This is a genomic window from Acidovorax sp. HMWF018 (genome assembly GCF_003061035.1).
Lineage (GTDB): Bacteria > Pseudomonadota > Gammaproteobacteria > Burkholderiales > Burkholderiaceae_C > Acidovorax > Acidovorax delafieldii.
Map to the genome: position 1 here is coordinate 1 of NZ_QAIM01000604.1, position 11,554 is coordinate 11,554.

Consider the following 11,554-nt stretch of genomic DNA (forward strand, 5'->3'; position numbering starts at 1 on the left):
GAAAGTCAATGAAATCAACGGTCTACCCAGACCACCCCCGCGCCAGTGCTAGCTTTGCGTACCGTCACTTATTGCACTGAAAACGAGGAGACCCCCTGGTCCAGTTCTCACGAGAACAGCCAATGGACCGCGCTATGCGGCTCATCCGCGAGGTGTTTGATGAACGACACATTGCCGTTTTGGCGTACAGCGGGGGCAAGGATTCGAGCGCGACGGCTTGCTTGTTGCTCACAGTTGCTGCGGACTATCGGCGTAGGGGGCTCAGCCTCCCGCCGATCTATGTGACTCACAGCTCTACCGGGGTTGAAAATCCTGTTGTCGCAGCCTTGGCGATGGCCGAACTCACAAAGATGAAAGCCTTTGCTGCAAAGCACGACTTCACACTCATTGTGCTAACGGGCGAGCCGGATCTGAACTCAAGCTGGCCTGGGCGCGTACTCACGGGGCGAGCCCTTCCAACCTATCCGTCATCCCCCACGATGGACTGTAGTCAGTCATGGAAAGTTGACGTGGGCCAGCGATTGCTGAAAGAGGCAATGATCAAGGCTGACGGCCACAAGGGCTGGAATAGACCTGTCGTGATGACTGGGGTTCGTTCTGGCGAATCTGCAGCGCGCGACGTGCGAATTGCCGCAAGGCGCGAGCATGGGGATGGGATCTGGTCAAACTCTGATGGAGATCTTCGGTTGACACCCATCTTCTCGTTCAGCACGGACGATGTGTGGGAAACCCTTGGCTATGCTGCTGCAGGTTTATTGGAGTCCTACTCGGACTTTTCTGAGGTGATCGAGTTTTACCGAGACGCCGGCGGCGGCTGCGTGGTGCTCTCTGCTGATGCAGTACGGGGCTCTTCGACTCCCTGTTCCACGCGCAGCGGCTGCTGGTCATGTACTCGGGCTGGGAAGACTGATCGTTCTGCCGAGCAATTGGTCGAGTCGAACCCAACCAAGTACGGACAACTGAAGCCGTTGAATCGGCTCAGAACATACCTGGTGAACATTCAATACGACTGGTCACTACGGAATCATCTTGGACGCACCATTGCCAAGGATGGTCACATTGAAGTAGTTGCCGACGCCTTCACACCGGAGACGTTACGCAAACTACTGATTTACACCCTGACTGCTGAGAGGCTGTCAGGTGTACCGATCATCTCGGCTGCTCAGCTGATCCTCATTGACGCCAAATGGTCTGCCAGTGCATTTTTCCCCCCCTTCACGGCCATCAAGACCTACTTTGATGTTGTGGATCGGCGGATGTACGAGCAGGCGCCTGAAGTGCCTTATATGCCACCATCACCAGTACCAAGAGTCGGCCGCATTTTCGTCGGCGAGGATTGGTATCAAGTGACGGGTATCAACAGCATGGCTGGAATGCGAGATCCGCTCATGGAGTTGCATCACGAGTCTTGTGACATCAAGCTGAAGGCGTTGAAGAACGGGGCTCTTGTCTGCGACTACGAGGAGGGGCGTAAGCTCGCCGTGGACGAAGATGGAGCCATGGACTTCCTGGCCTTTCTTGCGGAGGACTACATTCGGGATTACTGTCGTGACGACAACCCGGATTGGACAGAAGGGTACCGCATATACCAGCGGCTAGGCATCCTCACCAATGGACTTGGCCACAGCCGCATGATGGACGAGATCCTGAGGCGTAGCCAATGGCTGCAGTCAAAGGATCTTCATGGCCAGCGCAGCGTTGATGAACTCAAGGCTCGCTGCACTGTGCTTTATGAGTCCCAAGCAGCTCTTTTCGATTGCGTTTAAGCTATTGATTGTTGCTTTTTCTACCAATATAAAACCGGCGCACCACTTACGTGGGCGCCGGTTTTTTTCGCCTGTACCAGTAATAAGAAACTTTGGATTACATGCACCGGCCATTCCCGGCGTTAGATAGGTCGTCAGTTGTAGGGAGTTACAACTAAATCAAAGCATTGATCGCAATAGGGGCACTGCACAACACCCGCAATTGCGTGCAATCTTACAGGTCAATTGAGGCTCTTACCCGAAGCGCTTTTGCAACAGCGGATGGACCCTCTGTCGTCTTCTCGCAATTGCTCATAGCACAATAAGTCACGACAATTCAGTTGATCATGAATTCCAAAGTCGAATTGAGCGCAGATGAGTTTTTCGAGCAATGGCTAGAGCATTGCGCGAATGATGACCAGCGGGCCATCAACGACTTTGTTTTCTACAGGTACTTTTGGATATCGTGGACCAAGTTTTTGACAACCGGTGGGGACAAGGAAAACCCCAGGTGGGTTCACTGGACTGATGCAGACCCCGTACTGGTCAAGGGTTATCTCGCTTCCGGTATCGAGACTCGCGCCAACGGCGACACCAAAATCAGCGTGATCACCGAGCGTCGGTACTGGCGCCTGCTGGAGCGGGTGTATGACTACGCTGTGAAGCGCGGGTTGGTTGCAGAAAATCCTGCTGCAGGCATTGCCGACAAGGAAAAGCCTCCCTCTGAAGATCCCAAGGGGGCCATCCTGTCGCCCGTTGTCTGGGAGCAGTGCTTCAAGATCCTTCGAGATGGCGCCGAAGATGATGCGGGCCTGAAGGCCATCGACATCCGCAACCGAGCGCTTTTGCTGGTGCTCTTTGAGTTGGGGCTCACCTCGGCTGAAATCCGCGCACTCACAGTCGAGTCCTTCGTAGACGGCGGGGCAGGGAAGGGCGCCTCGATCCGCATCACCTCGGGTGGCGTCAACCAACTGCGCACGATGGTCGTGTCCGACGAAGTGCGCTCGGCCATCAAATCCTGGCTGCAGGTGAAGGCGACAGCGGGCAAGCACGCTTTGGCACCGGCACTTTTCAGCTCGCAGACGGGCAAGCCGATGACCGACGAAAACCTGCTGGTGCTCGTGCGCGCGCACCTGCTTGCTGCCAGTCGATCTGCTGGCCAAGATGACCCGGTTCGCGCTGGGCCGCAGATCGTCAGGAACACCAGGCTGGTGCAATGGATGCTGTCTGGCATGCCCCAGCCGGAAGTGGCACTTCGCGCCGGTCTCAAAAACGTCCGGGGGCTCCTGCATCTTCGCCTGCATCTGCCTGACGGTCCCCGCCTGGAACTCGCACGCGCGTCCAGCCGAAAAGACGACGAACCGCTGCGCCCCGTTCTCCAGCGGTTGGCCTGAGCAACCCGCTGGGGCTCAGATACTGGTCTTCATCTTGTCCACCGCCCTGATGCGCTCTCCCATGCCGGCCTTCACATAGATAGCGGTGGTGTTGATGTTCTTGTGCCCGAGCAACTCCTGCACCACACTGAGGTTTCCACCAGCCGCCTCCAGCGCTTTGTGCGCGTAGGTGTGGCGCAGCCAGTGGGTCGAAGCCCGCATGAAGGGCGCCTTCCCTTCACCCGCCATCTCGTGGGCATTGTCGGAGCAGATTTTGAAGAAGCTCTTGAGGATGGTGTACAGCATGTGACTGGACAAGGCCCCATGCTCATTGACCGTGTACTTGATCTTGCCCACCTCGGCCTCGCGTTCGATCTCGATGGTGGGCAGCGCCTTGTTGGAGCGCAAAGCCATCTGCGCGCGTTCAATGGCCAATCCCTTGTCTCTGGTGGAGATCCATCGATCATCCAGCACGCCGATCAGCGGCTGGTCTTCAGGTTTGACCTGGGTGAACAGCGCGAGCTTGCCCTGAGCCATCAGCTCTTCGCGGTCCTTGCGGTGCTCACGCAGCGCTTGCATCGTGGCCGTGTTCAGGGGGACCGTGCGTTTGCGCATGCCTTTGCCCAAGACTTCCAACACTCGGGACTCCACGCCACGTTCCAGGGCTCGGTCGGTTTGCACATGGGCCCACCGCGCTTGCGCCACTTCCGCCCGTCGCAGCCCAGCGTTCTCGATCAGCCGAAACAGGGCGCGCAGCCTGCGCTTGGCGGGTCCATCCGGTAGATCTGCGAACGTGTCACCCACAACCTGCAGGTCAGCCTCCGTGAAGGATCGGAACACATCCATCGTCACCTCATCCCGCTTTTGCCCGTCCACCGCCAGGGCTGCGTTGGCACTGATGTACCCTGATTTCTTCCAGTGCGTGTACATGGCCCGCACGGCGGAAAAAGTCACGTTCAGACTCTGGGCGTTGAGGGGGCCACGCAGAGGTCTCCATCCATCGGTGTACTTCTGCTTTGTGCCTTTGGCCACTTGCACCCAATGCTCTGGCGGGTTGATGAGGAATTTCTTGAACGCAAAGAAATCGTCTTCCGTGAGGGACGACAGCGCCCGCTTGCGTTCATGAATGGCCCAGAGGATCAAGCGTTCTATGGCCCGTTGATAGGCTTCTTGGGTGTGGGGTGACTTTTGCTGGATCTTTCTGAACCACGCCTGTACCGCTTCAACATCATTCGACGCTTCCATCGTATTGGCGGTGAGTGCCCGGAACTTTCCGTCGCTCCCGTCCAATTCTTCTGGCCACAGCATCGATGTCAACGGCTGCATCTCGTAGGGCGAAGAGATCTGCAGTTCACGGCTGTTGGCCAGCGCGGGGAGTCGCGAAAGACCTGGTGCCGGCGTCAGCGTCCAGCGATGCAGCCACGCCAGCAGGTTTTCTGCCCGCCTGACGCCGTAGCCAGGCAGTTCGTCGTACCAGCGGTCGCCCTTCAACGAGATCCAGTCCACCAGGTTCCCCAGCGTGATCACGCCCGCCTTGCCAAGGGCCTCCTTCTGACTACCGGACATTACGACCCACTGTTCGACGCGGTGAGCGCGCTCGGGCTTGGTGCCCAGGTGTTCATCCAGCCAGTTGATCGCATGCAAGACATCCGCCATCCGCTCGGCCGCACTGCGGCCTGCCTGAAGCAGCTGCACCGCCCCGGTCTGCAATGAGGGCTTGGTCTCGGGCGCGAGGGGGATCTCTACCTGACTCGGGGAGGGTGCCAGGTCAGGAGCAGGTTCGGCCCTTGCTTCTGCCAGGGCCTCCTCGTACCGCTCGATCAGCTCAGCCTCCGAGAACATGTCCGGGTCGAACTGGGCCGCGAACTCTTCCAAGCTGAGCACCTTGGGTGCCTGCACCGTCACGGGTTGGGCCTGCACGGCGATGTCCACTTGTCCACTGGTGGGCGCTGGAGGCTCGGTGTTGCTACCGGGTGACCCAACCGGCACTGCGCTCACTATGGCCTGGTGGTCCCTGAGGACCCTCACCATAGCGCGGGCCTCTTGGGACTGCTCGATGCCGTTGGCTGCAGCCTCGATCCGGTCCAAAAGTTCCTGGTACTTCTTGACGAGCGCTGGACGCTCGGGCGCACGACCCGGCCACAGCATGTACTGGCGAGCTGCTACAGTGAGATCCACACCTTGGGCGATGGCGCGCAGCATCGCGAACTCGTCGGCCGTCGCATTGTTGTGGGCGATCCGGGTCTGCGAACCTGGTGGGCGTCCGCGTCGGCGAGCCGGTTTGACGCGCTGCGCGGGCTCCAGCGGCTGGCCACCGTCCAGATCCACCACCGCCAGTTTTCCGGGCTCGGCGAGGGCGCCGGATTCGGCGGGCGGTTGCGTTTCAGGAATTTCGGGCGTAGAGTGGGTCATGACCTTGAAAGACGAATTGTCCTCGTGCACTGGCGGCTTGGCCAACTGGCCGCAGCGCCAGCCCAGCCGGAACAACTAAGCGAAAAAGGAGCGGGATGTCCCCTCCTCTTTTTTTGAGTCTCGTTTAATGCTCCATAATGGATATTATGGGACAGTACACATTAAATGTAAAACGATTCCGAAGCGCCAAAAACTTAACGAAGTTAACGGATTGATCAGACGTACTCAATTCAACGTAGCTATCTAATCTTGCGAAGTTTTCAGGAGCGATGTACATTTCCCCATGGAAGCACGGCCTGGCCGATGGATGTCGGCCGCGTGACCACAGGAGATCGAAATGCTTGTTTGTATAGACGGCCCGAGTCTGCCCAGAGCGCCTTCAGCGCTAGATCACTACGCGATCATTCGCCGCAACGGCTGCGTGGTTCCGTTCGAACCGTAGAGGATTGCGGTAGCCATGATGAAAGCGTTCCTGGCCGTGCATCAGACGATGCGGAGGTCATGCACATGGCACCCCTTTTCCTACCCGATGAGCACTCTGTCGAGTCGCGTCTCGCAGTGGTACAGCCACGAACGCCTGGAAGTCCGCTTCCCGAAGATGGGCGGTGGTGCGCGCCTGAGCGCACGGCGCCGCAACAACACCGACCTTCGCGACGGATCTACTTCTGGCTTCTTCTCGGCGGCAAAGCCCAACCTGCGCAACGCGCCATAAGCGCACCACGGTTTGAAATCCCCATGAACACCCTGTCCATTTCCTCACCGTTTGCCCACCGCAATGCCCCAGACCTCTCGCAGGCGTCTCCTGATCCCTACGCGACAGCGGCCCAGTCTGCCGCTGTCTTGCGCTCGGGGGCGCAGTACCGCCGCGAGCGCATGGAAGCCGACGACATGATCACGACCGACGACGCTGCACTGCTGGCGGGCGCCAGCCGGGTGACCATCAACGCCTGGATCAAGTCGCGCCGCTGCATCGGGGTTTCCCACCTGCGCCGGGGTTTCAAATTGCCACGCTGGCAGTTCGAACCCAACCTGTGGCCCATCCTGCAGCCCTTGGCATCGGCCCTTGGCGCGTCCGATGGCTGGCAGGTGCTCACCTTCCTGGAGACGCCGGCATCGGCGCTGGACGGCCAGACACCGCGCGCCGCTCTTGAGCAGGGCGTCCCAGCGAAACACATCCTGGCATTGGCAACGGCTGAGGCTCACTGAATGACCTCGCCCCATGAACCTGACAGACCTCAATCCGCCATTCATTGAACTTCCCGACCGCCAAACTTGGCACCGCATCCAGCGCACCAGCTGGCGCAAAGACAGCGTGCGCACGCGCGGGTTCATCCTCCCGCCCTTCGGTGTTCCCACCGGCCGCTTCGATCTGTCCGACGAACCCACCGCCTACCTCGCCGATAGCGAGCAGACCTCGTGCTACGAGGCGCTTTTTCGGCGGGACACGCGCAGCTACACCCTGGATCAACTCCGGCAACGCTCACTGGTCGCCTTTCGCACGGCAGCAGGGATGCGCCTTGTCGATCTGCGCGGGCTGGAGGAGAACTACCCTGTGCTGCAATCCCTGCGTTACGAGGCCACACAAGCCTTTGCCGCCGACGCCCGGAAGGCCGGTGCCCATGGGGTCATGTACGCATCCGCGCAGCACCCCTACCATTCCTGCATCTGCCTGTTCGAACGCGGCGTGGCCAGCATGACCAAGGTATCAAGCACACCGCTCGTGCAACCCGGCAGTGATCGCCTCCACCTCAGTGTTCTGCGCGCAGCTCTGGGCTCTCAAGTAGCCATCGTCTCGTGAATCAGGAGTGCAACCCATGCCCATGACCCCGCGTCCATCAGTAGTGCGAACCGATGCCGATGGCCTCGCCGCCTTCCAGGGTGACGCGCTGCTGGTGCTGGAGATCTCCAAGCGCGAGATTGAAACCGGAAACATCGCGAGCGCGCTGGAGCGCCTGCACGCAATCGCCGAGTCCCGAGAGACGGCCCTTCGCTACCAAGAGTGCCTGGTGATTCAGGTGCTGGGTTACGACTCTGACCACCGTGAACTGGCGGAAATCCCCGAGGTGCGCGCCTTCTTTGCCCGACTCGCCCAAGAGTGGCCCCACTGGATGTGGTTCCTGCACAGGCATGTAGGGGCGATCCATTTGCTGTTGGCACTGCTGTGCAAGGTCAAGATCCATCGCCGGGGGAGCAGTACAGGGACCGAGTTTCTTGACCGCCATGAGCTTGCTGCCCAGATGGCTGACCTGTTTCAGCGCGGCAACGCCATGTTCGAGGCGTTCGGAATCAGCGAAAGCGAGGCCGAAGCTTCATGCGAGAGCGCGTGCGCTGAGCTGGTTCCATAGCCACCGTCATCCGGGGCCGTGGGCGAGCCGATGGGATGCTGGATCACCCCCTCAGGGTGCATGGGCCACGACAAGAAACACCTAACGGATGAGAAATCTGGGCGGAAAGGAGATTCCTGTCGCCCGAACCCACGACAGGATCACCCGAGCGAAAAGGTCAGTCCTGGTAGACGGACACACGCCGCAGCGTCTTTCCCAAAACGACCACCTCCACACTGCCGACCGTGTAGCCACCGAGCTGCCATCGGCGGCTTCCATCTGACGCCCGCTGCTGCTCTCCAAAGGCACCTGCCATCCGCTGCTCGAACGCAGACATGTCCTCGGCCGTGACGCTGCAGGTGACACCCACCATGCCCCGGCGCGGCTGGAAGTCGAATTGCACGGGCCGATCCACCGAGCAGGGAATGAAGCCGTCGCTCAAGCGGATGGGCGGCGGCATGCCGGCCTGGTAGCCCATGCCACACCCGATACCGCCTCCAAACGAATAGGCACTGCAGTTGCGGACATCGAAGCCATAGAGATCACCAGCATCTCTGGGCGACATCCCCAGGGGCGCGGCAACCGACACGCCACCCTCATCACCAGGCTTGGCGATGTAGACCATCTGAGCCGAACCGCAGCTGGGGTACAGCCGCACCTTGTAGCTGGTACCGTCCTTGAGCTGGCTGGACACGTCGAAGAAGCCCTCCTTCGAAAACGAGGTCTTCACATTCCACGGACCCTCGTGCTCCAGCACCTTGCTGATGGCTTCGATCAGGCTGGACTCACGACAGGAGCCGCTTTGGGTCGCGGCGAACCAGGTTGCCTTGGCCTGCGCCGATTTCGTCACGTCATCGGTGCAGCGTAGCCAAGACTTGTCCGAGTTGGCGGCGGCGTAGGGCCCCCAGCACCACCCACGAGATTCAGCCATCTCCTCCGCGAGGTTCGCGCGGCTGCACGGAGATCCTGGCTTGTCCGAATCCTGTGTCGCCGCGCGGCACTCTACCCGCTGGTGCAGGGCCTCGGCCTGCAGCTTTGCATCGCTCATGGCGCCGTAGACCTTGCGCACGTCTTCGACGGTCGTTTCACCGCAACCGGTCAGCACCAAAGCTGCGGCTGACACCAAGGGCAAGAGGACAGGAAGTTTCATTGGGTTGGACGGTAAGGGGAAGTGGCGAGCTTAGCCCGGAGCGTGCTCAACAGACCCCCCGCTGGCGTCCAATTCGGTGAAGTCGTTCACGCTGCCCGCCCAAAAACAAAGGGCTGACCACCGGTCAGCCCTTTGGCAAAGAAGCGAGCGTAATGTGAGAGCGCTGTTTTTCGCAAACCCCGATCAAAGGATCAGAACGCTCATGCTACCCTAGCCCTTCACTCAAAACAAATGTCGGTGGATACTCGTAGCCCCTTTTCAATAGGTATGCCTGTACTACGGTGAATCTGACCTTGGCCAGATCCAGGTCCGTGAATAGTTCCTGTCTGCGTCCATGACGGCGATTTGTCTCGCCGTACCAATGGCGGTTGATTACACAGGCATCGAATAGATCAACATCCAGGCTCAGGATGTACCGGCGTTTTCCACGAACAAACTCTTGACGCATACGCGCTCCGCAGAAACAGGCCTGCCTACGAAGATTTGGCGCGCTTGCTGGCGAGTCCCACGGCCAGGTCTGTCAAGACCGCAGCTTGCAGGTTCTGCAGTAAATCCTCAGGTACTCTGGTCCAGGCCAGAATGGAATTGGGATATGCGCCTACTGGCATTCCGTGTTCATTGAGGATGCAGGTGGTATTCCCCTGAGTGAAAACACTGCCATAAATGACGGTAACCGATGGCTTCATCATCATTTCCAGGCCGAGGGAATCAAGGTACATCGAAGGGTCGTGGGCAATGACCTCCACATACCGCTCATTGTGAATACCGCACCACTTACGGCAAGCCATGGCGACTCGGACTCCCTCTGGGGGTATGCCCACAGTCCAAGAGCCAAGACTTGCGGACTGAGTGTTTTTCAGATCTTCATTCATTCAATTAACCCAAAGAACGTGCAAAGCTTCGAACGCCTTTGCCAACCCTATTACTGGCGTCGGTCGTAGGCGATGCAACTGGAGGCAATTCGGTACTGCTTGGACTACCTGCAATCTCCTTTACCGGGTCAACAGGCTTCGGAAGAGACTCCACGTCAGCTACATTCGTCGGTAGCGCAGGTTGTCTTGAGCGTGGGCTGTCCGACGAAATCTGAGATCCAGGCTCCGCCGCCATAGATGCTTGTATTGCTGGCTTACTCCCGTCTACTACGAGTTTCCCCGTCTCTGAATAGAGCGCCAGAAGTGCCAATATCCTCAAACGTTCGGCTCTAGCGCGCTTAGAAATACTGCTCAACTGATCTAGCAACTTGGGTTGTGTTTCGCCAATAAACACTGCGAACTGGATCGGTTCGAGCTGCCCGTCAACAACCCCCATGTTGACCGGAATGCCCCTGAAAGTTTCTGATCCGCTTTCAAGGTACATACCGATCATTGCCAAAGCCCTAAGCCGTTCTGATCTGACATTAGCCGGAATCCGCGCAAAAGCACTATGCAAAATCGGGTATGCCTCGTTAATTTCGACAACGACTTTCAGGCTTTTGCCGCTCATACAGAAGCACCGCCGAGCAGCCAAAATCCACGCGCATTCGAAAGCACAGGATTTTTAGGCGATACCACTTTCAGGCGCGGGAATGCCTCCTGAATTGCCTGCTGGAAGAAGGAAGATCCACCGCCGACCAGAACAATAACGTCAGGAGACATACTTTCCACGCGGAGAGCCTTTTGAATCGAAGTGGCTTCGACAGAGGAAAGAGTTTCACTTGCCTTCTTGAGGAAAGGAGCAAGTTCGACACGCTCACCCATGAGCAAGATGCTTTCCTTGCCGGAGTGAATTGCATTTCCGAGCGTTTCGACACTCACTTTTGCTCCGTGCTCTTCGGAAATAAAAGTTCCCGCTTGCGCTCCCACCTTCATTACATAAACTTCACAATTAATCGCACTCCATTAGACACTTAATGCAATTACGTGCAATTCTTGTCGCCGGTCAACCGCAGCGTAGTCGCAGCAAATACGCCTGGCGTCGGACGGTCTCGTAGCAGTACAGAGTGACTAATGACTCACTTCAACGAATTGCGCAGACAAAACGACGTTTTCATCATTTTACGCCTCTTGATCCTAATAGGATGAATTCACACCCCTCTTTATGCGGACTGCAAGATCAGCTGTTCCAGCGGCTCTTTGACCTAGTGGATTCATCCTATTAGGATGGAACGGCAAATAATGGATCATAAAGAGACCCAACCCCCTCCGCTCCCTGCGACATGAAAAGTCCAAAAAGCTGTGCATCCTAATAGGATGGATTGGCACCCTGAATCCATCCTATTAGGATTGACACTTTTTCAAGCCTACACCTGAGGATGCTATAGGATGGGTGGATTCATCCAACTAGGATGGACCAGACCGGCATCTCCATCCCGAAAAAAGTGTGTTTTGAGCAGTACGGCCCCGTGGATGGATGTACCGGGTATCTCCATACACGGTAAAGAGATGGATCTACCCCCCGAAATGAACAAAGACGAACTAGCAGGCTGCTGAAATACTCCCCAGCGTCCGAACCTGTTCAGCGGCTGTAGCCGCATTTTTCCGTATCCTGAAAGTCAACCCCTCAAAATCGCCT

General features: G+C 58.0%; 11 protein-coding genes. 6 read left to right on the forward strand and 5 right to left on the reverse strand.

The genetic code is table 11. From position 1 onward, the window contains the following. Positions 1-122 precede the first annotated feature (122 nt). Positions 123-1,766: a hypothetical protein gene (locus DBR23_RS25720; protein WP_108499978.1), complete on the forward strand. Its 1,644-nt coding sequence runs from the start codon at positions 123-125 to the stop codon at positions 1,764-1,766. 326 nt (positions 1,767-2,092) lie between these two features. Then, positions 2,093-3,139 (forward strand): tyrosine-type recombinase/integrase, encoded by a 1,047-nt coding sequence (locus DBR23_RS25725; protein WP_108499979.1) that lies wholly within the window; start codon positions 2,093-2,095, stop codon positions 3,137-3,139. A gap of 15 nt (positions 3,140-3,154) precedes the next feature. Here DBR23_RS25725 and DBR23_RS25730 read toward each other — a convergent pair whose 3' ends face one another. Then, the gene (locus DBR23_RS25730; protein ID WP_146191450.1) at positions 3,155-5,530 is read right to left on the reverse strand and encodes a tyrosine-type recombinase/integrase; all 2,376 of its coding nucleotides are present in this window, start codon (positions 5,528-5,530) and stop codon (positions 3,155-3,157) included. Between the two features lie 529 nt (positions 5,531-6,059). On the opposite strand from DBR23_RS25730, the gene DBR23_RS25735 reads away from it, so the two are divergent. The 4 genes from DBR23_RS25735 to DBR23_RS25750 are packed head-to-tail and all read left to right on the forward strand — an operon-like array spanning position 6,060 to position 7,875. After that, on the forward strand, positions 6,060-6,242 hold the full coding sequence (locus DBR23_RS25735) for a hypothetical protein (RefSeq protein ID WP_069105820.1): 183 nt from the start codon (positions 6,060-6,062) through the stop codon (positions 6,240-6,242). Positions 6,243-6,265: 23 nt separating this feature from the next. Then, a complete protein-coding gene (locus DBR23_RS25740; protein WP_060985853.1) occupies positions 6,266-6,736 on the forward strand; it encodes a hypothetical protein in 471 nt (156 codons plus the stop codon). Positions 6,737-6,749: 13 nt separating this feature from the next. After that, complete coding sequence (locus DBR23_RS25745; RefSeq protein ID WP_108499981.1) at positions 6,750-7,328, forward strand: RES family NAD+ phosphorylase; 579 nt, start codon at positions 6,750-6,752, stop codon at positions 7,326-7,328. 16 nt (positions 7,329-7,344) lie between these two features. After that, complete coding sequence (locus tag DBR23_RS25750; protein WP_108499982.1) at positions 7,345-7,875, forward strand: chlororespiratory reduction 6 domain-containing protein; 531 nt, start codon at positions 7,345-7,347, stop codon at positions 7,873-7,875. A 157-nt stretch (positions 7,876-8,032) separates the two neighbouring features. Here DBR23_RS25750 and DBR23_RS25755 read toward each other — a convergent pair whose 3' ends face one another. The 4 genes from DBR23_RS25755 to DBR23_RS25765 form a co-directional block, all read right to left on the reverse strand. After that, positions 8,033-9,004, reverse strand: a complete 972-nt coding sequence (locus DBR23_RS25755; RefSeq protein ID WP_146191452.1) for a hypothetical protein — start codon at positions 9,002-9,004, stop codon at positions 8,033-8,035. A gap of 473 nt (positions 9,005-9,477) precedes the next feature. Beyond that, the gene (locus DBR23_RS25760) at positions 9,478-9,750 is read right to left on the reverse strand and encodes a hypothetical protein (RefSeq protein WP_108499984.1); all 273 of its coding nucleotides are present in this window, start codon (positions 9,748-9,750) and stop codon (positions 9,478-9,480) included. Positions 9,751-9,880: 130 nt separating this feature from the next. Further along, entirely contained in the window at positions 9,881-10,486 is a 606-nt protein-coding gene (locus DBR23_RS29450; protein ID WP_133246266.1) for a hypothetical protein, read from the reverse strand. Then, a complete protein-coding gene (locus DBR23_RS25765) occupies positions 10,483-10,851 on the reverse strand; it encodes a hypothetical protein (RefSeq protein WP_199227804.1) in 369 nt (122 codons plus the stop codon). The genes DBR23_RS29450 and DBR23_RS25765 overlap by 4 nt, the downstream gene beginning before the upstream one ends. Between the last annotated feature and the right edge of the window lie 703 nt (positions 10,852-11,554).

What these genes read in the sequence shown, in the direction of transcription:
- DBR23_RS25755 (WP_146191452.1), bottom strand. Translation starts at nt 9,004, where the DNA reads ATGAAACTTCCTGTCCTCTTGCCCTTGGTGTCAGCCGCAGCTTTGGTG.
- DBR23_RS25725 (WP_108499979.1), top strand. Translation starts at nt 2,093, where the DNA reads ATGAATTCCAAAGTCGAATTGAGCGCAGATGAGTTTTTCGAGCAATGG.
- DBR23_RS25730 (WP_146191450.1), bottom strand. Translation starts at nt 5,530, where the DNA reads ATGACCCACTCTACGCCCGAAATTCCTGAAACGCAACCGCCCGCCGAA.
- DBR23_RS25720 (WP_108499978.1), top strand. Translation starts at nt 123, where the DNA reads ATGGACCGCGCTATGCGGCTCATCCGCGAGGTGTTTGATGAACGACAC.
- DBR23_RS25750 (WP_108499982.1), top strand. Translation starts at nt 7,345, where the DNA reads ATGCCCATGACCCCGCGTCCATCAGTAGTGCGAACCGATGCCGATGGC.
- DBR23_RS25740 (WP_060985853.1), top strand. Translation starts at nt 6,266, where the DNA reads ATGAACACCCTGTCCATTTCCTCACCGTTTGCCCACCGCAATGCCCCA.
- DBR23_RS25735 (WP_069105820.1), top strand. Translation starts at nt 6,060, where the DNA reads ATGAGCACTCTGTCGAGTCGCGTCTCGCAGTGGTACAGCCACGAACGC.
- DBR23_RS29450 (WP_133246266.1), bottom strand. Translation starts at nt 10,486, where the DNA reads ATGAGCGGCAAAAGCCTGAAAGTCGTTGTCGAAATTAACGAGGCATAC.
- DBR23_RS25745 (WP_108499981.1), top strand. Translation starts at nt 6,750, where the DNA reads ATGAACCTGACAGACCTCAATCCGCCATTCATTGAACTTCCCGACCGC.
- DBR23_RS25765 (WP_199227804.1), bottom strand. Translation starts at nt 10,851, where the DNA reads ATGAAGGTGGGAGCGCAAGCGGGAACTTTTATTTCCGAAGAGCACGGA.